At 44.0% G+C, this 21,014-nt stretch carries 19 protein-coding genes and 2 tRNA genes; 11 read left to right on the plus strand and 10 right to left on the minus strand.

Going from position 1 to position 21,014, the window contains the following annotated elements:
- Positions 1 to 8: 8 nt before the first annotated feature.
- The 3 genes from brxD (at position 9) to NKI27_RS04115 (ending at position 3,913) form a co-directional block, all read left to right on the plus strand.
- A complete protein-coding gene (brxD, locus tag NKI27_RS04105; RefSeq protein ID WP_265048423.1) occupies positions 9 to 1,328 on the plus strand; it encodes a BREX system ATP-binding protein BrxD in 1,320 nt (439 codons plus the stop codon).
- Positions 1,325 to 3,427, plus strand: a complete 2,103-nt coding sequence (locus tag NKI27_RS04110; protein WP_265048424.1) for a DEAD/DEAH box helicase — start codon at positions 1,325 to 1,327, stop codon at positions 3,425 to 3,427. Before brxD ends, NKI27_RS04110 begins: the two co-directional genes overlap by 4 nt.
- A gap of 168 nt (positions 3,428 to 3,595) precedes the next feature.
- Positions 3,596 to 3,913 (plus strand): hypothetical protein, encoded by a 318-nt coding sequence (locus tag NKI27_RS04115; protein ID WP_265048425.1) that lies wholly within the window; start codon positions 3,596 to 3,598, stop codon positions 3,911 to 3,913.
- Between the two features lie 408 nt (positions 3,914 to 4,321).
- Here the strand turns inward: NKI27_RS04115 and NKI27_RS04120 are convergent, their stop codons facing one another.
- The gene (locus NKI27_RS04120; RefSeq protein WP_265048426.1) at positions 4,322 to 4,627 is read right to left on the minus strand and encodes a hypothetical protein; all 306 of its coding nucleotides are present in this window, start codon (positions 4,625 to 4,627) and stop codon (positions 4,322 to 4,324) included.
- Between the two features lie 281 nt (positions 4,628 to 4,908).
- Between NKI27_RS04120 and NKI27_RS04125 the strand changes: the two genes are divergently transcribed.
- The 7 genes from NKI27_RS04125 to NKI27_RS04155 all read left to right on the plus strand — a co-directional run bounded on the left by NKI27_RS04125 (position 4,909) and on the right by NKI27_RS04155 (position 12,009).
- Complete coding sequence (locus tag NKI27_RS04125; protein ID WP_265048427.1) at positions 4,909 to 5,412, plus strand: helix-turn-helix domain-containing protein; 504 nt, start codon at positions 4,909 to 4,911, stop codon at positions 5,410 to 5,412.
- The gene (locus NKI27_RS04130; RefSeq protein ID WP_265048428.1) at positions 5,412 to 6,440 is read left to right on the plus strand and encodes a toprim domain-containing protein; all 1,029 of its coding nucleotides are present in this window, start codon (positions 5,412 to 5,414) and stop codon (positions 6,438 to 6,440) included. The genes NKI27_RS04125 and NKI27_RS04130 overlap by 1 nt, the downstream gene beginning before the upstream one ends.
- On the plus strand, positions 6,437 to 8,317 hold the full coding sequence (locus NKI27_RS04135; RefSeq protein WP_265048429.1) for a DUF927 domain-containing protein: 1,881 nt from the start codon (positions 6,437 to 6,439) through the stop codon (positions 8,315 to 8,317). Before NKI27_RS04130 ends, NKI27_RS04135 begins: the two co-directional genes overlap by 4 nt.
- The gene (locus NKI27_RS04140) at positions 8,317 to 8,703 is read left to right on the plus strand and encodes a hypothetical protein (RefSeq protein ID WP_265048430.1); all 387 of its coding nucleotides are present in this window, start codon (positions 8,317 to 8,319) and stop codon (positions 8,701 to 8,703) included. The genes NKI27_RS04135 and NKI27_RS04140 overlap by 1 nt, the downstream gene beginning before the upstream one ends.
- Before the next feature lie 238 nt (positions 8,704 to 8,941).
- Complete coding sequence (locus NKI27_RS04145) at positions 8,942 to 9,241, plus strand: hypothetical protein (protein ID WP_265048431.1); 300 nt, start codon at positions 8,942 to 8,944, stop codon at positions 9,239 to 9,241.
- A 200-nt stretch (positions 9,242 to 9,441) separates the two neighbouring features.
- Entirely contained in the window at positions 9,442 to 10,293 is an 852-nt protein-coding gene (locus tag NKI27_RS04150; RefSeq protein ID WP_265048432.1) for a hypothetical protein, read from the plus strand.
- 594 nt (positions 10,294 to 10,887) lie between these two features.
- On the plus strand, positions 10,888 to 12,009 hold the full coding sequence (locus NKI27_RS04155; RefSeq protein WP_265048433.1) for a tyrosine-type recombinase/integrase: 1,122 nt from the start codon (positions 10,888 to 10,890) through the stop codon (positions 12,007 to 12,009).
- Positions 12,010 to 12,050: 41 nt separating this feature from the next.
- Here NKI27_RS04155 and NKI27_RS04160 read toward each other — a convergent pair.
- From NKI27_RS04160 to NKI27_RS04200, 9 genes are all read right to left on the minus strand, one after another.
- Positions 12,051 to 12,127: transfer RNA gene (locus NKI27_RS04160), tRNA-Met, on the minus strand.
- 95 nt (positions 12,128 to 12,222) lie between these two features.
- On the minus strand, positions 12,223 to 13,314 hold the full coding sequence (ychF, locus tag NKI27_RS04165; protein WP_265048434.1) for a redox-regulated ATPase YchF: 1,092 nt from the start codon (positions 13,312 to 13,314) through the stop codon (positions 12,223 to 12,225).
- Positions 13,315 to 13,439: 125 nt separating this feature from the next.
- The gene (pth, locus tag NKI27_RS04170; protein ID WP_265048435.1) at positions 13,440 to 14,027 is read right to left on the minus strand and encodes an aminoacyl-tRNA hydrolase; all 588 of its coding nucleotides are present in this window, start codon (positions 14,025 to 14,027) and stop codon (positions 13,440 to 13,442) included.
- A gap of 35 nt (positions 14,028 to 14,062) precedes the next feature.
- Positions 14,063 to 14,698, minus strand: coding sequence for a 50S ribosomal protein L25/general stress protein Ctc (locus NKI27_RS04175; protein ID WP_265048436.1), 636 nt, complete (start codon positions 14,696 to 14,698; stop codon positions 14,063 to 14,065).
- 177 nt (positions 14,699 to 14,875) lie between these two features.
- Positions 14,876 to 15,808, minus strand: a complete 933-nt coding sequence (locus tag NKI27_RS04180; protein ID WP_455168459.1) for a ribose-phosphate pyrophosphokinase — start codon at positions 15,806 to 15,808, stop codon at positions 14,876 to 14,878.
- Between the two features lie 66 nt (positions 15,809 to 15,874).
- Positions 15,875 to 15,949 (minus strand) — tRNA-Gln (locus NKI27_RS04185).
- A 48-nt stretch (positions 15,950 to 15,997) separates the two neighbouring features.
- Positions 15,998 to 16,840, minus strand: coding sequence for a 4-(cytidine 5'-diphospho)-2-C-methyl-D-erythritol kinase (ispE, locus tag NKI27_RS04190; protein WP_265048438.1), 843 nt, complete (start codon positions 16,838 to 16,840; stop codon positions 15,998 to 16,000).
- A 7-nt stretch (positions 16,841 to 16,847) separates the two neighbouring features.
- Positions 16,848 to 17,537 (minus strand): lipoprotein insertase outer membrane protein LolB, encoded by a 690-nt coding sequence (gene lolB, locus NKI27_RS04195; RefSeq protein WP_265048439.1) that lies wholly within the window; start codon positions 17,535 to 17,537, stop codon positions 16,848 to 16,850.
- A complete protein-coding gene (locus NKI27_RS04200; RefSeq protein ID WP_265048440.1) occupies positions 17,512 to 19,293 on the minus strand; it encodes a tetratricopeptide repeat protein in 1,782 nt (593 codons plus the stop codon). The genes lolB and NKI27_RS04200 overlap by 26 nt, the downstream gene beginning before the upstream one ends.
- Before the next feature lie 360 nt (positions 19,294 to 19,653).
- Between NKI27_RS04200 and hemA the strand changes: the two genes are divergently transcribed.
- Positions 19,654 to 20,940 (plus strand): glutamyl-tRNA reductase, encoded by a 1,287-nt coding sequence (gene hemA, locus NKI27_RS04205; RefSeq protein WP_265048441.1) that lies wholly within the window; start codon positions 19,654 to 19,656, stop codon positions 20,938 to 20,940.
- Positions 20,941 to 21,014: the final 74 nt, after the last annotated feature.

The following is a 21,014-nucleotide window of genomic DNA, read 5'->3' on the forward strand; positions in this document are numbered from 1 at the left end:
AACTAGCAATGGGTATTAGCCAGCAACGACGACAAGATATTCTCGATGCATTGCGACGTGGCACGGTACCACAATATGGTCTAGATGCATTGGCGGTTGGTCTGCAGTCTTTTGAACATGCTTTTGATGAAGAGCTCAGTAAAGTCGCTCGCGGCGGTGCAGTATTTAAGGCAATTAGGGGAGAGTACGGTAGCGGTAAGACCTTCGCGTCACGTTGGCTACGGGAGCGAGCTCATAAGTTGGGTTTTGCTTGTGCTGAAGTGCAAATCTCGGAAACTGAAACACCTTTGCATCGACTAGAAACGGTTTATAGACGATTGATGGAGAGGTTAACCACACCAGATACACCATCCGGTGCGTTTCGCAATATCGTTGAATCCTGGTTTTATACGTTAGAAGAAGATGTGTTATCTCAAGAGGAGATAGATCCTGATGATGTTGATTCTTTAGTCGCTGCAACAGATGCACTAATGGAGAAACGATTAGGTGAAGTGGTGAGATCAGCCCCTGCATTTGCACTTACACTTAGGGCCTATAGAAAAGCATTGGTTGAGGGTGAAGATGAAATTGCAGATGGCTTGCTTGCCTGGATGGCAGGACAACCCAATATTTCTGCCGCAATAAAACGCTATGCAAAAATAAAAGGCGATATTGACCATTTTGGCGCACTAAGTTTTTTACAGGGCGTCTTAACCATACTAAAAGACTCTGGCCATCCCGGTTTGTTGCTTGTACTTGATGAGGTAGAAACTCTTCAACGTATGCGGGGGGATGTTAGAGATAAAAGCTTAAACGCATTAAGACAGCTAATGGATGAGGTAGATAGCGGTCGATTTCCTGGGCTGTATTTGGTAATTACCGGGACACCTGCGTTTTTTGATGGGCCTATGGGTGTTCAACGGTTAGCGCCACTGGCCCAGAGGCTGGCGGTCGACTTTGCGACTGATGTGAGGTTTGATAATCCTCGTGCTGTACAAATCCGACTGAAAGGATTCAATCGTGAATCGCTTGAAGAAGTGGGAGCAAAGGTTAGGGATTTGTACGCAAAAAATACTGCAGCAACAGAGCGAATCGAAACATTGGCAGATAACAACTATATTGCTGATTTAGCAAATGCAGTGACGGGTAATTTAGGCGGCAAAGTCGGTATTGCACCAAGGATATTTCTGAAAAAGCTTGTTGGTGAGGTGTTAGATCGTATCGATCAGTTTGATGATTTTTTTCCAAGAGAACATTATGCGCTGACAATTTCTGATACAGAATTAACGGATGTGGAACGTGCCTCTAAATCTGCTGGTAGTGTCGATGATATTGAGCTAGACCTATGAGTGAGTTTGATAAACTCCATCCGGCGATACAGCACCATATCGTTAATAGCCTAGGTTGGCCAGGCCTGAGGCCTCTTCAAGAATCTACCATTCAGCCGGTATTAAATGGCGAACATGCAATTTTGCTGGCACCTACAGCAGGCGGTAAGACTGAAGCAGCGAGTTTTCCCGTATTTTCTAGAATGTTATCTGAAAACTGGAATGGTCTAAGTGTTCTGTATATCTGCCCAATCAAAGCACTACTTAATAATCTGGAAGAGCGCTTAAGCTATTATGGTCATTTGCTTGGTCGGCGCGTTGAAGTGTGGCACGGGGACATTAGCGCTTCAAGAAAAGCAAAAATCACTTCAGAGCCTCCTGACATATTGCTCACTACTCCTGAGTCACTTGAAGTGATGTTGGTTTCCGGAAGAATTGATCAACGAAGCCTTTTTGCCAACGTCAACAGCGTTATTATAGATGAGGTGCATGCTTTCGCAGGCGATGATAGAGGGTGGCACTTACTTTCAGTGTTAGAACGTATAAGTGTGATTGCGGGTCGAGAGTTACAGCGGCTAGGTTTATCTGCAACCGTGGGTAACCCTGATCTTTTATGTGACTGGCTCGCAAGCGCTTGCCAAGCTCGAAGAAGCGTTATAAACCCTCCCGCTGAAAACAACGTTATCCCTGATATACAAGTCGATTGGGTGGGATCAATTAGAAATGCTGCGCTTGTCATATCACGGTTGCATCGAGGTGAGAAACGACTGGTTTTTGTAGATAGTCGTTCACGAGTAGAAGAGCTTTCCATGGAGTTGCGGGCGCTCGGAGTTGCCACCTATGTTTCTCATAGCTGTTTAAGCTTGGAAGAACGTCGCTCTGCAGAGGAAGCATTTTCCCAAGGCTCTGACTGTGTCATCGTAGCAACCTCGACTTTAGAGCTGGGTATCGATGTCGGCGATTTAGATAGGGTGATTCAAATAGATTCACCGTTCACGGTCGCATCGTTCTTGCAGCGTATCGGTAGGACGGGAAGAAGAGCTGGCAGTTCACGTAACTGCTTATTTTTAGCCACTAAAGAAGATGCATTTCTTAGAGCCTTAGCGCTTCTCCATTTGTGGAAAAAAGAGTTTGTTGAACCTATCGTACCACCGCCGAGACCCATGCATATTTTTGCTCAACAGGTCTTGGCGTTGACGCTGCAGGAAGATGGGATCATTCAACAGGATGTGGGCAAATGGATTGGCAATATGCCTGGGTTTTCCGGTATCCCAGAAGAAGAGAAGGAGTATCTGGTTAGTTATATGCTTTCGACGGGCATATTGCATTCTGACTCAGGAATACTTGGGATAGGGCGTGCCGGGGAAAAATCGTTTGGCCAGAAGAACTTTATGGAGCTGTTTTCTGTTTTTACCAGTCCGCCAATGGTTAAAGTTTTTCATGGTAAACAAGAGCTAGGGGAGGTTCACCAGTTAACATTTGCTGTGAAGGAAGAAGGGCCTGCATTACTGACTTTGGGCGGTCGTAGTTGGCAGACCAAGTACATTGATTGGCCACGAAGAAAGGCCTATGTTGAACCTACCGATCAGCGAGGAAGGTCTCAATGGATTAGTGCGGGTCAACCCATGCATTATGAAATGTGCCAAGCGATTTCTGAGATTTTATCCTCTGAAAACATCCCTGAAGGCCTTTCGCAACGCTCAAAAACGCTATTGGAAGAATTGAAGGAAGAGTTTGATTGGGTTGACGCAAGTAATTCCACGTTACTCATTGATTCAGATCGTAATGTCCATTGGTGGACATTTTCAGGAAAACTGCTTAATGCGGCGTTATCGGAATCTTTAATAGGCGAAGCGGATAATGTTTCGTCAGACAATCTATGCATCTCATTTTCTCATGTTTATGATGTTGAGTCATTGGTGAGTAAAATCAAAGAGATTATGGAAGATGACGAGATTCGTGTTCTCCTTTCTTTAGAAGAGGATTTTATCCAGGAGCTGAAATTTTCTGAATGCCTTCCACAGTCTGAAATTGATAGAGAAATTCTCGCTCGTTATTCAGTTGATAAGAATCTTGAACGTTTACGGTGTCTCAGATTGAGTGTGTTGAGAGTCGTATAGGTGGCCGCTTTTATTGTTTGAGCAGTAATTAATTTGGCTAAATCTCTCATCTATTTTATCTAAAAGTTTTAACATGACGTTTTTCGCAATCTTTAGGACCAAAAACCCCTAGTATTTTGTTGCAAACTGATCCTGAAATTCAATCAAATAGATAAAAGGATCAATAAAATGTTTCAATCAAAAAAACTATCATCGTCTTCCGTTCGGGTTTTCCCATCTACAGTTAAAATTGTAGATAAAATGACCCAGGTTCATAATCACCCCTTGTCTGACAAAAATGGACTATCACCGAAACTGCTCAAAATTACAATGGATTGGAGTGTCGAGTCAGTTCTGGATGGATCATTCGATTTTGCTGGGTTTCTTCAGCGTGTAGAGACGCTCAATAGTCATGCAGAACGCGAGGCAGCGGTACTGTGGATGATGATACAAATAGAGAACGCACAGGCAGAAATTATTGAGGAGCTAGAAAATTTGTCGAACTGAATCTGGTTATACGTAGTTTGGTATAGGGGTTGCATTTGAATTGGGAGTGTTAGAATGCACACCACTAACTATTCATGGTTGGTACTCCTAGTCCGCCCGGAGTCTATTTGATCAATAGGCTGTTGTCCGGGCGACACTTTTGCTGGTCTTGCATTACCTCAGAATTCTATATCATCTGAATTTTTGGAGAGTTCAGATGTCTAAAACCGACGATAAAATAATCTGCTGTCATTGCGGGCGGCGCATAGTTCCGAGAATTTCATTCCGATACGGGGAGCCATATCGTTCATGGTGCCCATTCTGCAAAGCGCGGGTTGACGAGGAGGACATTGATACCGTGCCGATGTTGATTCTGGTCTCACTTGTCATAGCTGCATATTACGTTTTCTGGGATTAGGAACTTGATTTCTAATGAATCAAATTCGTTAACTCTGGCGCAATGACACCCTCGAATCTAGCCAATTGTGCCATTCGTAGTATTAGTAATGAGGATATTACATCGGCGTCTCGTGGGTTTGGGTGAATATGTTTCATTCTACGTATGGTTTTATCTATTAAAATGTCGGCATCAAGACTATAAAAAGGGTTGTGCTTTCTGGGTGATGTCATAATCCAGTCATGATATAGAAACAGCAATTGTTCCATATCACTGTCGTATGTTGGCCATCCAGTTTCCTCTAGCCATTCTCCCACATCAACATTGATTTTTATCATCTCATTTTCTCCACATGGATTTCCCGTCCATGATATTCGTGGGAGAGATAATGCAAGAAAAAATTTCATTTGACTGAACAAAAATGTGAGTAATTTTTCATGGCAGCTCATCTAAATATGTAGGCATTGTAGGGGTTGTAGGGAGGGGTAACAGGAGGCATTACTGGCTTGTTCGGTCAAAAGGTTGTTACGGTTGCGAGTTTCGCAAAAATATGGAGCTTTTTGGCTGTTGCGAATCTTCAGAATGTATGTTTCCGAATAACGTAATAAAGGCCATACATATGACAAATTCTAATATTAACTCACCACAGCCCATTCGTGACGCTCTTCGACCAGTCCCTAGCCTCGTTCCCGCTATGTTGCCGGATGCTATTTCTGGGATCGTATTTGACGGTGCAGAGCGTATAGGTTGCCAGCCTGACTTCTCGTATTTTGTATCAATTGGGTTACCACTCCTGAAACGGTGGGAGTGGCCTAACATGAAAACCAAAAGAAACTGCAGCGGCACCACTCCACCACCAGAAGAAAGTGTTTACAACACCGTTATTTTAGCACAACAAAAAGTCACCATTAACGCTCTGATTACTAACCACGATGGTTCAATCACTATTCAGTTAAGGGAAGACTATAGCGTTATGCTGCCAGCGGCTAGGGTTTGGGAATTGCGGCACGACGTCAACTACAGAGTAGTTACCCATTGGCACACCAGCGAAAACGCCCAAGGCCATAAACACAGAAACGCGCGTTATGTGTTGTTACCCGGTCAACACAAAGGGGGCCAGTAATGAACACCATAGAACTGGCAAAAGGCAACTATCAAGCAATTTACGCGGCTTTGTTTCCTGATTTGAAATACAACACTAAGCACCAGCCTTGCATTATTTGCGGGGGTAAAGACCGGTTTAGATTCTTCTCTGACTATCAAGAAACCGGCGGGGCTATCTGTAACCAGTGTGGAGCGGGCAACGGGATTACTTGGGTAATGCGCGCCCTTGGTTGTAATTTCAAGGAAGCCAGCAGGCAGATAGAAAGTATTTTAGGTATTAACCGCGACAATCAGAATAGTTTTGATGATGTGGTCATTAACCTAAAGAAACAACGGCAAAAGCAGGAGGCAAAAGAACAAACCAGAATAAAGGCGCTAATCCCTTACAAGAAACACCAGCTTAATACATTGCTTGCTAAGGTCAGACCGATAACCGAGGTAAACGCAGCGTTAGACTATTTATGCAATCGCGGCCTTGGAGAATTGATAGCGAGTGATGATTTGCCGGAGGTTTGGGGAGCAGTAGAAAGCCTCGAATATAACGAGGAATCAAAGAAGGCGATTTACCCGGCGTTAGTTGCTCCCGTTGTTTCTAGTGGTGAATTGGTGAATGTTCACCGTACCTACATTGCCAACAATGGACAAAAGGCACCGGTTGAACATGCAAAAAAACTAATGCCTTCCATCTACCCCGGCGCTATGAAAGGCGCAGCAATAAAACTCTATCCTGCAGGATCTCGGTTAGCGATTGCCGAAGGAATAGAAACAGCCTTGGCGGTAAGAGTGGCTAAACCTGATCTACCCGTATGGGCGACCGTCACCGCTTATGGCATGAAAACCGTTAAATTACCGGGCATGGTAGCAGAGGTGTTTATCATGGCTGATCTGGACGCTACCGAGACCGGCGAGAAGGCCGCTATTGAGCTGCAAAAGCGATTACAAAGGGAAGGACGAAAAGCAGTTGTATGCCTTCCAGATGGCGCTATACCAGAAGGGGCAAAAGGTATTGATTGGTTGGACATGCTAAATCAGGGGGTAGCGGTATGAGCAAAGAAAGCGTATTGAGAGCCCTAACATCTGCAGTAACAGAGTCAGATTGCTCTAAAACGGCGTTACCAACGTTACCTACGTTACCAGCCAGCAAAGACGGGTTTTCCGGTGGTAACGAAAGCCATAACAGTAACGATACCAATGTTACTGAATGGCCGACTTTAGAGGATCGCCCTTGCTGGCGTTGTTATCCTGAGTGGGTAAAAGACTTAAACGGCGATGCTAGAAAGAGCGGTGTTTGGTATCACAGTGTTGAGGGTGAAGGGGACAACCAAATATTAATTGATACCTGGCTGTGTACTTACCTATCAGTGGAGGCCATTACCTCAGATGGCACCGGCGCAGAGTTTGGGCGCTTGCTGGTGATTAAAGACCCCTACGGCCAACTAAAGGAATGGGCAATGCCTATGCGTATGTTAAGCGGAAGCTTTGAAGAAGGCCGAGGGGAATTGCTTAATATGGGCGTGGAGTATTGCCAGCGAAACAGAAACCGCTTAATGGATTACCTATTCAGCGAACACCCCAAAAGACGGGTATTAGCAGTCAACCAGACAGGATGGAAGGAAACCGAGAAGGGCCGCGTTTTTGTGATGCCTGATTGCTTGTTTGGTGATGTTGATGTGGTGTTTCAATCAGAACAAGCCGCACTAGGCGACTATGCCAACAATGGCAGCTTTGACGGTTGGCAAAATGAAATAGGCAAACGATGCAGAGAAAATCCTATCTTACAATTTGCCGTTTGTGCGTCCCTGGCGGGGCCATTACTCCACCTACTGCATAAAACTAACGGCGGGGTTCACTTTGTTGGTGATTCATCATGCGGCAAAACCACGGCGCTAAATGTGGCTTGTTCCGTTTGGGGCCAGCCTGACCAGTTTATGAAAACATGGCGCGCTACCGGTAATGGGTTGGAAGGGATAGCCGCACTTAGGAATGACACCATTCTTGTGTTGGATGAGATCGGAGAGGCAGACCCCAAGGAAGTTGGCGGCATTGTTTATTCCCTTGGTAATGGTACCGGAAAACAAAGAGCCAACGTTAAGGGAAACGCCAGAAAGGTGAATAAGTGGCGCTTGTTTCTGCTCTCGAGTGGCGAACGTACTTTAAATGCCATTATGGGGGAAGCAGGTAAACGATCCACTGCAGGACAGCAAGTGAGACTTTTGGACATCCCTGTTACTGGTACTCATGGCGCTTTTGATGAACTGCACGATGCAAAAGATGGGCGCGAACTTTCTGATTATCTAAAAACCTCCTGTAACCGCCACTATGGGCATGTTGGTAAAGCATTCATTCGCGACTTACTGGGAGAAAAAAGTGACCTAGGCGAAGGTCTGGAAGCCGTTAAACCATACTTTGAAGCAGAAACCAGCAATCAGGAAGGGCGAGGGGCTGACCGATTTGCTGTAGTCGCTTTGGCTGGTGAATTGGCTATTAAATATGGCCTATTGCCTTGGGAAGAGGGTGACGCAATAGAAGCTGCTTTAAGCTTGTTCGATGCTTGGCGAGAGCTGCGGGGCACTGGCAATGCAGAAGACACCCAGATAAAAGAAATGATTTTGGATTATCTCGATAAGTATGGTGATTCCCGTTTTACAAACCTTAATCCGAAAGCAAACAGCTTTGATACTTCACCTGATAACCGGCTAAGCGGCGCAGAAAGGGCGGGATATTGGGAGGAAACCGGAGGCGAAAGGCAATACCGATTTTTAGTAGCTGGTTTGAAGGAAGCCACAAAAAGCCATGATATGAGGCGAGTTAAGCAGGCACTTGTGTCTGCAGGTTGGTGGAGCAAGGACACTGCAGATCAAGTAAAAACCACTGATGGCAATAAACGCCTTTACCAACCATTGAAAATTAGAGGGGGTAAATAATGTCTGTCGTCGCTCTAAAAGAATTTTTAAAAGATTTTACCCCCCGAAACCACCGAAAGGTAACACCGGTAACGTTACCAAAAACGCAATTGTTACCATTAAAACCCGCGCCAACCGTGGGCGGTAACGAAGGTAACGTTAAAAACGATAGTAACGAGAAAGATTTGATAAACATATTAGGCGGGTATGGATTAACTAAAGACTCAATAATGCGCGGATTGTCATTATGGAAACAGCCATTTGATGAAGAAGACCTGCAGGATATCAAGCAGGGAATTATTACCTTGGATAACGTTAGAGATTATCTGGCGCTTTGGATTGTCCAAAAAAACGAAATGTACTTGGAACTAAAAAGAGGTGCCAGCAAGTGTGCATTCAAAAAGTAGACTTCACAATACCTGCTGTCAAATACATTGGGGTTGATGCCTCAGTTCTTCGAAGCTTCTGCTCGCGTGTAATCCTGCACAAGAACCAGCTAATCCGACTATCAAAAGGACTAGGCCTTAGCCTACATTCCCTACAAATAAATATTGTAGCGTTTGTTTTTCGTGAAATTGACGGTTGCATAATTAAACAGGTTGTTACCCTGGCTCGTCTAATAGATAGAGTTAGGAGGAAAAACTAATGACTAAAGAATGCTGGGAAGTAGAAATTGAAAGCTGGATAGACAATACCGGCTGGCCTACTCATGATGCAGATATTCTTGAGATGGGCCAAGTTTATGCGATCTGGAAAGAGAGAAGCCCGCGATGCAAATATACTGGGTGTCTAGATAGTAAATTACTCAGCACTATGATTCTCGAGCGAATGAAAGATTTGCACTGCTGTGAACATGATGCATATATGGTCTCAGGAATGTTGTTACTAGAGGCAACGATAATGGCCAGGAAGGAGGGGCTATTGCAGAGAGTGTTTACCGATTAGGTGGTTGTGATGACACTCAGCTATCCTTTATGGTGGTAACAATATTTGAGGTTAAGAACGTTTTGATGATGCTGGAAAGTTTATGACTTATCACAATGGGGTTAATGTCGATATTCATGCGGAGCGGTACTAGAAAGAAATTTTCTATTTCGGCATTTTTAAGACATAGGTGATAAACATAGTTTTACTAAGGTAAATATATGAGATCTATAAAATTTAAAGTTTCAGTATCCGTTGCTGCTCTTTTAGTTGTGGTGTTGTCATTGACAGGTTGGATTGATAATAAAGGCAGTGAATATGCGTCCGAACAAATAAAAGTCGCGGCTATAACCTACGGTGTAGCTAGGTCGTTAAATGCAGGTATATCTGTTGCTCAAGGGACTGAAATAACATTATCACCCGCAGGTGTTGGTACATCTTTAAGCGTTGGGGAGTTACTTGACCCTGTTAATGATATGGTTGAGCGCTTCTCGTTGGTCGTGCTCGCTGCGATAACATCACTGGGCATACAACAAATATTGATTAGTATTGCATCAACAAAACTCAGCAATTTATTAGTAGTGATTTCTACAATCAGCTGCTTAGCTATTTGTATAAAGCCAAAATTAGCATCACAGGGTTTTCGAATAGTTGCATTTAAAGCCTGTTTACTTCTGATAGTTTTTAGATTCTTTATCTCGTTAAGTCTTCTACTTAACCAAGCTGTATATGTAAACATTATTGAAAACGAACAAACAGAATCTCTAGCATCGCTGAAAATCTCAGCAGGAGAGATAAAAACAGTCACATCACCGCAGGACTATTCAAACAACTCGGAAGGTTCTTTGTACGATGAATTAAAAAATAAACTGGAAAACCTTAAAGAGAGTATGAGTAATGCACTTGATCTCGAAAAACTTAAAAATAAAGCCAACAAGACAATTGACAGCATGACAGATCTAATAATTTCATTCGTTCTGCTGACGCTCCTAATGCCGATTGCTTTCTTGTGGTTTGGCATAAAACTGATTGGCTATATCATTACATACAAACCAAAGCTATCAGTTGATTAGATAAGTCAAATTCCATTTAAACAATCTATCTGGAGACCCCTCCCGATAAAGAGGTCTCAGCTATACGTATTTTTCTGTGTCATCAAGCAGATAGAAAGCTGGGCTGGCAGTTATATAAACAATTCAGATTATCTGTTAGGTAAACAATCGTTACTTTTTTCACTCCATTCGTAATCGCTTTTCTTGCATAAACTCACCGATCTATATCATCACTCAATATTTTTATATTTCTTTGTCGATTAATTGAAACATAACGAAACACGCAATCTTTTACTGCTTTTACATTTGCCGAATCTGTTGAAATAGAGTTAGTTAAACAAGAGTAAGGCAATGAAATGTCAAATTATAAGGTTAGGAAGAGGGTCGGGTTGTGAGCAATCTATCGTTACAACCACGAATTATTAGGGTAGGTCATGCACCCGCATATTGCGGCATGAGTGATCGTGTTTTTAATTCTGATATACGCCCATTTCTAACTGAAATCCCGGTAGGCGTTCAGGGTAAAGCATTTGATCGGTTTGAATTAGACAAGGTTCTGGATGATTATGTAGCGCGGTATGGACGCGCTCCAGAAATGAAATGGGAGTATAACCAATGCAAAAAAGAAGAACCACAGGCCTCAGGCAAATCAAAGGCATTTGGCATATCGACAAAACCATCAACGGTCAAAGATTTTGCCAAAGCTGCGGCACGAGCGAAAAACAAGAAGCCGAAGAGATGCTAGCAAGGTTGATAGATCAACAGAGAAAAGCGAGGCTCTTTGGCGAGCGGCCTGATAGAATTTTTAGGGTTGCTGCGACTAAATACCTCGAAGACTATTGCCATAAGAAAAGCATAGGTTGTGATGCAAATGATCTCATAAAGCTTGATGAGTTTATCGGTGACGTGTATTTAAAGGATATTCATAACGGTACTCTAGAAAAGTTTATCAAAGCTCGTAAGAAGGATGGCGTTAAGTCTGGGACGGTTAACAGAAGCCTTGCTGTGCTGAAAATTATTCTAAATCTGTGTGTGAACGAATGGCGGGATCAACAAGGGCTTACCTGGCTAGAAACGATTCCTAAGATCTCAAATGTTGACTGGAAGGATAAACGTAAGCCACGACCGATTTCATGGAGTGAACAGAACAAGTTATTTTCTAAATTGCCTGAGCATTTAAGAGAGGCTTGTTTATATAAGGTAAATACAGGATGCAGAGAGCAGGAAGTATGTCAGTTGCAATGGGACTGGGAGGTACAAATACCTGAGCTAAAGACTTCCGTGTTTATTCTTCCAGAATGGGTTACGAAGAATGGGAAGGAAAGGGTAGTAGTTTTAAACTCTACTGCTATGGCAGTGATTAATCGTCAAAGAGGTAAGCACGAAGAGAGGGTGTTCACCTATCAGGGTAAACCATTGGCGGGGTTAAATGAAGGGGCTTGGCAGCGCCATAGAAAAAAAGTTGGACTGTCTGATGTCAGAATTCACGATTTACGACATACCACTGGCAGGCGTTTAAGAGCTGCTGGAGTTCCCAAGGAAACAAGAAGTGATATTTTGGGGCATGATAATGGTGATATGACTAGTCATTATTCGATTGCTGAAATTGATGAATTGATAGAAGCAGTTGAAAAAATTGCGGATGAAAGTACTTCAGCAACACCGACTTTAAACTCACTTAGAAATGATCAATCACGAAAAAATCACGAAGACATAAAAAAAGAGCTTACAATATGAGGTTGTTACCTCTGTAAGCTCTTTTTTTATAAGAATAAAAATGGTGGCTACACCGAGATTCGAACTTGGGACCCCATCATTATGAGTGATGTGCTCTAACCAACTGAGCTATGTAGCCGCAACATTTGAGGCGCGTATTTTGTTGTTTTTGCAGGGGGTTGTCAACCCCCTTATCTCAGGAAACTATAACAAGTTGCTAAAAATCGTAATTAATTAGACGTTGAAGCGGAAGTGCATAATATCGCCATCTTTTACGATGTACTCTTTTCCTTCTAAGCCCCACTTCCCAGCTTCTTTAGCGCCTTGCTCGCCATTGAACTCGATAAAGTCATCATAGGCGGTTACTTCTGCACGAATAAAGCCTTTTTCAAAGTCGGTATGAATAACGGCAGCTGCTTGAGGGGCTGTGGCTCCAATGCGAACTGTCCATGCGCGAACTTCTTTTACGCCGGCAGTGAAGTAGGTTTGAAGGCCTAAAAGAGAGTACCCCGCACGGATTACACGATCTAAGCCTGCTTCTTCCATGCCTAGGTCTGCAAGGAACTCTTCTTTTTCTTCATCATCTAGCTCGGCAATCTCTGCTTCAAGTTTGTTGCAGATAGGCACTACAAGTGCGTTTTCTTCTGCTGCAATCGCTCTAACGGTGTCTAAGTGCGGGTTGTTTTCGAATCCGTCTTCGTCAACGTTTGCGATATACATTGTTGGCTTAATGGTCAGCAAGTGAAGCTCTTGTAGAAGGGCTAGCTCTTCATCTGTGAGGCCGGCGGTGCGAACGGGTTTGGCTTCATTTAGGTGAGGTAGTAGTCTTTCTAAAATATCTATTTGTGCTTTGGCTGTTTTATCGCCGCCTTTGGCGATTCGGCCTAAGCGTTTGACCCCTTTCTCAACGCTATCAAGGTCTGATAACGCTAATTCGGTATTGATTACATCAATATCGGCAGCGGGATCTATTTTTGATGCAACGTGAATAACGTTGTCATCTTCAAAACAGCGAACAACATGTGCGATTGCATCTGTTTCTCGAATGTTGGCTAAGAATTGGTTGCCTAGACCTTCACCTTTTGAAGCGCCTGCAACAAGGCCTGCAATATCGACAAACTCCATGGTGGTTGGAAGTACGCGCTCAGGCTTGACGATGGCTGCAAGCTTATCTAGGCGTGGGTCGGGCATAGGGACAACACCAGCATTTGGCTCGATGGTGCAGAACGGAAAGTTCTCAGCACCTATACCTGCTTTGGTAAGCGCGTTAAATAGAGTCGATTTACCTACGTTTGGTAGGCCGACAATGCCACATTTGAAACCCATAGACATAATCTCTAACAAGAGTGTATAAAAAAGATGCAGCATTATACCTGCAGACAGGATGCAAATAAATGGTGTCGGGTTGCTTAAAGGGGATTCTGTATTGGTTTAGGTGTGAAACGGTGCTGTTAGGCTTTAAAGGCGTGAAGGCGGTTCATGGCTTTTTGCCAATCGCCATTAATAATCTCAGGGAGCACTCTGTCTATTTCGTCAAACACAGCGGTGAGTTGCTCGCTTTCTTGTTTTCCGATTTTGCCTAATACATGGCCAGTTACGCGCTCGCTGCTGCCAGGGTGATCGATTCCTAGGCGCAGTCTATAAAATTGCTTGTTGCCGCCAAAGTGACTAATGATATCTCGTAGCCCGTTATGACCGCCATGGCCGCCGCCTTGCTTTAGCTTAAGGGTGCCACAGGGTATATCGAGTTCGTCATGCGCGACTAAAACTTCTTCAGGTTGGATTTTAAAGAATTGGCAGAGAGCGTTAACGGAAAGTCCGCTACGATTCATAAAGGTGGTAGGGTTTAAAAGGTGTAGGTCGTTACCGTGAACATTAACTTTGGCATAAAGTCCGTGGTATTTTCTTTCGGGTCTGAGGTTGCTGCCTGCACTTTTTGCAAGCGCTTCAACAAAAAGAGCCCCAGCATTATGGCGGGTATTCTCATATTCTTTGCCTGGATTTCCCAAACCAACGATTAAGCGAATACTGTTCGACATTATGTGGGGCTCTCTTTTGACGTGAGGGGGGAGGCTTATTCTTCGCCTGCTTCCTCTGAAGCTTCTTCACCTTCTTCTACTTTTTCGCCTTTAGGCTTTTGTACTGCTGCAACAGGCATGTTGTGGTCTTCGCCGTGCTGTAGTGCAGTAATGGTAACGCCTTTAGGAAGAGTAAGGTCTGACAGGTGAATAATGGTGTCTACGTGAACATCAGTCATGTCAACTACGATGTACTCAGGAAGATCAGCAGGTAGGCAGCTGATTTCAACATCTGAAGCTTGGTGAGAGATTGCACCGCCTTCTAATCGAACACCAACACACTGCTCTTCGTTGTTGAAGTGAAGAGGAACGTTTACAGTGATAGGTTGGTTTTTGCTTACACGCAAAAAGTCAACGTGCATGATTTCTTCACGTGCAGGGTGGCGCTGAAGGTCTTTCAAGATTGCGCTTTCTTCTGTGCCGTCAATGCTGATGGTCAGAATGTGAGAGTAAAAAGCTTCACTTTCTAAAGACTTGATGATCTCATTGTGCTTAAGTGTTAAAGATACAGGCTCTTTATCGCCACCGTAAATGATAGCTGGAACCAAGTTCTCTAAACGACGAAGGCGGCGGCTCGCACCTTTCCCCTTGTCTGTACGAACTACTGCGTTAACTACAAATGCATCAGTCATTTGTTATTCCTCAATAAATATATAAACCGTTACTGTAATCTTGCGACCAGATCAGCAGTATGGCTATTTCAAATGACGGCTAAGGCCGCCGGCTAATACGACAACGAGCTTCCATGTGGAAGCCCGCTATCAAAATACGTATTCTCGACAGTGTTTAGTTGTCAGAGTGATCAATTATTAGTCAAACATGGCGCTGATTGATTCTTCGTTGCAAATCCTTCTAATGGACTCTGCAAGTAGGCTGGCCATCGAAAGGGGGCGGATTTTACCACATTTTTGTGCTTTGTCACTAAGTGGTATGGTGTCAGCCACGATCAACTCGTCGAGAGTTGAATTTGTAATATTTTCAATTGCAGGCCCTGAGAGTACTGGGTGAGTAATATATGCAATTACTTTTTCAGCGCCGTGTTCTTTAAGTGCTTCAGCAGCTTTACAAAGTGTGCCTGCAGTATCAACGATGTCATCGATAAGAATACAGGTCTTTCCTTTTACATCGCCGATGATATGCATTACTTGAGATACGTTTGCTTTTGGGCGACGCTTATCAATGATTGCTAAATCGACATCGTTTAGGCGTTTTGCCATGGCTCTTGCGCGAACAACACCACCTACGTCTGGTGATACAACCATGAAGTTTTCGTAATTGGCGCGTTCGATATCGTCAACTAGAACCGGCGTTGCGTAAATGTTATCAACGGGGATATCAAAGAACCCTTGTATTTGATCGGCATGAAGGTCTACGGTTAAAAGGCGGTCTATGCCTACACCTGTCATCATGTCTGCAACTACTTTCGCGCTAATAGCGACTCGCTTTGAGCGAACACGACGATCTTGTCGTGCGTAACCAAAATAAGGTACAACGGCCGTGATTCGAGTAGCTGAAGCTCTACGTAAGGCGTCAGCCATTACGATAAGTTCCATGATGTTGTCGTTGGTGGGGTGGCAGGTCGGCTGAATGATGAAAACGTCTCTTCCTCGTACATTTTCATTGATTTCTACTGAGATTTCCCCATCGCTAAACTTTTCAACGACTGCGTTTCCCATAGGAATGTGGAGAGCCTCAACGACTTGAGCAGCCAGTTTTGGATTAGCGTTACCAGTAAATACCATTAACTTAGACACGACGAATACCTTCTGGATAGTTATCGGATTTAGTATGAGGAGGAGATAGAATAATGGCTGGGGTGGCTGGATTCGAACCAACGCATGACGGGATCAAAACCCGTTGCCTTACCGCTTGGCGACACCCCAGTAATATCATTTATGATACTCTTTCAGTTTCTTCAGTTAGGTTTGGTCTCAACGCAATAAGGGGGAGGAGTTGAGTCCTTTACTTATGAAACCTTTAATGCTTTTGGGAAGTTTAGAAAAGGCTAATTCAGCTTTTTCTTTAGAATCAAATGCTGCGAATACGCATGCGCCTGTTCCTGTTAGTCTTGATCTACCGTGCTTGTTAAGTGTTTCAATTGCAAGCTTTACCTCTGGATAGAGTTCGCTAACAATGTTCTCACAGTCATTGCGGTAGTTCTTGACGTCTCCCTCAAGAGCGGGCGCTATTTTCATCTTTGGCGTGTCTCTTGTCAAGCGTTGGTGAGAAAAAATTTCACCGGTGTCTACGTGACAGTCAGGTGTAAGGATTACGTACCAAGACTCAATGGGGTTGGCGGGCGTTAATATTTCGCCTACACCTTCAGCCCAAGATGCTTGACCTCTAACAAATATAGGGACGTCTGCGCCGAGGGATAGACCTAGCGCCATGAGTTGCTCGGTGCTTCGGTTACACTGCCAAAGCGTGTTAAGGGCAACCAGTGTTGTGGCGGCATCTGAGCTGCCGCCGCCAAGACCTCCTCCCATGGGTAATTTTTTGTCGATATTAATCAATACTCCAGACGTGGCCGTTTTATAGGGGGTCAGAAGTTTTGCGGCCTTGTAGATGAGGTTGTCCTCAAGACGGACGCCCTTTATGGGAGGGCTTACCTGTATGTTATCGTCAGATGTTGTTGTGAAGCACAGGGTGTCGCAGCGATCAATAAACTGAAATAGCGTTTGGAGCTCATGGTAGCCATCTTTCCGTCTACCGTTAATGTGAAGAAATAGGTTGAGCTTAGCAGGTGCGGGTAGGGTGAGTGTTGTTTGCTTCATACTGCTCTTAATGTAGTTGCCATTCATTGATAATAACGGTTATTTTGGCTTGATGTTGCCGCAAAACGACTTTTCGGGGCAGGTTAACTTGGCCGAAAAGGGCGTATTTAGAGAGGTTGATCTGCCAGCCATTTTGATTGAGCTGAGATAGTTGACCCTTGTCGTCAAACTTGAGTGCGGTTACTTGGTCTGTTTGTGTTCGTTCGGGTGCAGGAATACCTTTAACCCAGTATCTTAGTTGTGCGATAGGAAGTGGCCATCCGATATGCTGCTGGATGAGTCCTCTGGGGTTGTAAGACGTTATAGGTTCTTCTCCTGATTCTGTCATGGTAATAAAATCAGGGTTGCCTTCTATGCGGGTGGCGCCAAGACCGAAGATGGCTGATGATAGGTCGATAGTAAACTGGTTGTCGTCTTGTTGCCAGCGATTGATGACGGCGCTATCGATTCGCTCAGGCACCCTCACGCCTATCTTTCCTGAGAATGCCCAGTGGTCAATTGCTGATATTTGAGCAATCGTCGTCTGCCAGTTATGGGGTTGGGTGAGCGTTAAGGTTAAGGGTGTCTCTGGGGTGCTTGCACACCCTTGTATCAGTAGTACCAGCAGGAAGCTAAAAGCCCAGAAAGGTGGCTTTGATGTGAGTGCTGAGTGTCTCATCTTGGTTGTCGAGTTATGGTTGCTGGGTGGTTGGCTCATCAGTAAATGTTACGCCTAGTTTCTGCATGGTGTCTTGGACAATGGTGTTGGTGCTCTTTCCTTTAAGGGATTCTTGCCAAAGCTTAAGCGCTTCATCTTTATTCCCTTTTTGCCATAAAACTTCACCTAAATGGGCGGCTACTTCAGGGTCAGGGAATTGCGAGTAGGCTAATGTTAGGTACTCAAGTGATTTTTCAAGGTTGCCCATTTTGTAGTAAACCCAACCCATACTATCAAGGATTGCAGGGTTGTTTGGGTTTAGTTCATGCGCTTTTGAGATAAGGTCAAAGGCTTCCATTAGTCTTGATGTTTTATCTGCAAGGGTATAGCCCAGCGCGTTAAGTGCAACGGCATTATTGGGTTCAGCCGCTAAAATAGTGCGTAGGTCTGCTTCCATCTCTTCAAGTCTGTTTGCTTTGTCTAGTAGCATAGACCTTGAATAGAGGAGTTTGGAGTTCTTTGGGAAGTCCATTAGTGCTATGTTGATAGAGCCTAATGCGAGGTCATCTTCGTTAATGTCGAGCAGTAGGTTAACTTCTATTAGCCAAAAGTTTTCTGCTTGGTCGGGTGCGGCTTGGCGTAATTTTTCTAGGCCCATTAATGCATCATTAAGACGTCCTTCTTGAGCCAATAAAAAACTAGCTCTAGAGATGGAGGAGTAAAAATGTGTGCCGCTTTCTACATTTAAATAATGGTGGATTGCATTACCTGTGTCTTTTTTGCTGTCTGCGATTCTACCGAGATAAAAATGAGACTCATTGGTGTGCTGCTGAGCGTCTAAAAGTAGGTTGAATTGTTCAATGGCTTCATCTTCATCTTTATTTTCTAATGAGACTAGAGCATAAGATAGCCTTAAGCCTGCAGCCTCTGGGAATCGTTCCATTAGATCTTTGAATACTGACTGAGCCTCATCGAGTTGTTTGCTGTCGATAAGTAGTCGGCCGTACAGTGTGCCCATTTTTCGGTTTTCAGGAAAAATAACGGTCTGCTCTTTTAGGTATTGGGTGGCTTCGTCTAACTTTCCTTGGTCATAAAGTAGCCCTGCTTGTAATAGCACAGCGGGTTGAAATTCAGGGTCTTTTTTTAGTAGCGGGGCTAAGGTGGTAATGGCCTCACCGGTATGCTCGGTGTTTTTTTGCATTACGGCAAGGCTATAGATAACTTCTTTATTTTCGGGGTGTCGTTGGTATAAAGCCGTATAAAGGTTGAGTAATGTTTGCTGTTCTTCGTGTGTAAGTGTTTTTGAGTGTGCGGCTAATCTATCTAAGTCGGCGTCGCCACCTAACTCGATGATTCTCTCCATATAAACCATTGCTTCTTCATACTTCTTGTTGCGAGCATGATGGAAGGCTGCCAGTTGGTTGGCTTCTATGTCGTTAGGCTCTACTTCTGCCCAGGTTTTTGAAAGCTGGAGTTGAGCGTTGCTTGCTTTTAGAAATTGAGCAATTCGAAATGCACGCTGAATAATGGCCAGGTCTTTAGTGTCGCGGGCTTGCTGGACATAGTTTAGAAGGGTGATGTCGTAGCGTCCGCGTTGAGCTGCAATTTCTGCGGTTAACAGCGCATACATGGTTTCTGCATCAAACTCTGCATACTCGATTTCTGGGTCAGCGAGGGGGAATTGGTCGTCTGTTTGCTTGGGTGTGTTATCTACTAAATTATCTGAGGTTGGCTGCTTATTGAGTGACTGCATTGAACAGCCTGTAATCAAAGCAGAAAGTACGATAGTGGATAGCGCTTTAGAGGTGTTATTCATACTGAATTTCATATTGTTATTTAGTCGCAGCAATTATTATGCTTTATGATGACACAAGAAAAAAAATAAGCCTACTATCACAAGTAAAAATTAAATGACGGTAATTTTACTAAATATCATTTGCTTATGCGGTTAGGGCGCAATCTTTTAAGTTTGCCATTAATATTTTTAAATTAGCATGTCGTTATTTCTATTCGTAGCATTTATTGGCTTTAATCAAGGAATAATAACCCCATTCTGACTATTATCTGTCTCTCGTGACAATTATTAACAACTGTAATGCAGGGTTCTGTGGTCTTATTGCTAGGGGCCCTGTAAAATGCGAATTATTCGAAATTCAGTAAAGGTTTTACAGATTATATGGCGTTGCTGGCGTTAGGTATTAATCATAAAACTGCCTCGGTTGCAGTACGCGAGAAGGTTGCCTTTTCGCCAGAAAAAATAGTCGCTGCGCTTCAGGAAGCTCAACAGGTTTCTGTGGTGAACGAAGTGGCTATCTTATCGACCTGTAACCGCACAGAGCTTTATTGCGCGACTGAACTTGAAGGTAGCCGAGCCTTGCTTGAGTGGTTAGGGAATTATCATGATTTGCAATTGGGCGAGCTCGAGTCATGTAGTTATGCGCACTGGGATGAAGACGCTGCTAGGCATATGATGAAAGTTGCTAGTGGTCTCGATTCATTAGTTTTAGGCGAACCTCAAATTTTAGGGCAGTTAAAGTCTGCTTATGCCACTGCGCGTGATGCTCAAACCATCGGTGGAGAGTTAGGGCGGCTTTTCGAACAAACCTTTTCAGTTGCCAAGCGTGTTAGAACCGATACCGCCATTGGCGAAAACCCCGTTTCAGTTGCGTATGCTGCAGTACACTTAGCGAGTAATATATTCACCGATATGAGCAAAAATAGGGCGCTTTTAATTGGTGCGGGTAAGACCGTTGAGCTGGTGGCGCGACATTTAAAAGAAGCCGGCGTACGTGATATCACCGTTGCCAATAGAACCTTATCTAGAGCGCAAGAGCTTGCTAATGAAATTCAGGGTGATGCGATTCTTTTGTCGGATATCCCTGATCGTCTTCCGTATGCCGATATTGTTATTGCCTCAACGGCTAGTCAGTTACCTATTTTGGGCAAAGGCGCTGTTGAGCGTGCCTTGAAGATGAGAAAGCATCGGCCGATATTTATGGTAGATATTGCTGTTCCCCGTGATATAGAACCTCAGGTTGGCGAACTACAAGACGTATATCTTTATACCGTTGATGATTTAAAACAGGTCATTGATGAGAACGTAAAATCTCGAGAAGGTGCTGCACGAGAAGCAGAGCACTTGGTTGAAAGTGGTGCTGCTGACTTTATGTTTCAAACCCGAGCGTTATCGGCCACTAGCACGCTTAAGCAGTTTCGCGGTCAGGTAGAAGATATTAGAGATCTTGAAGTAGAGAAAGCACTAAGAGTGATTCGAAACGGCGGCGACCCTGAGGCGGTACTTAAAGGGTTGGCTCGAGGTTTGACAAATAAAATTATTCATAGCCCAACTGTTCAAGTGCGTAAAGCCTCTGCAGAAGGGCGAATAGAGGTCACTGACTGGCTAAGAGAGTTGTTTGAATTGCCGACCTCCAAGCAAGATTCTACCGCTGAAGATAAGCATTAAAGCAGGCTGTGCCACCCTCTTTCTTTTCTGAGTATTAGATTTTCTTACTAAAATATGATTATTTCGGCTTTAAT

The sequence above is a fragment of the Alkalimarinus alittae genome (assembly GCF_026016465.1).
In the GTDB taxonomy this organism is placed as follows: Bacteria; Pseudomonadota; Gammaproteobacteria; order Pseudomonadales; family Oleiphilaceae; genus Alkalimarinus; species Alkalimarinus alittae.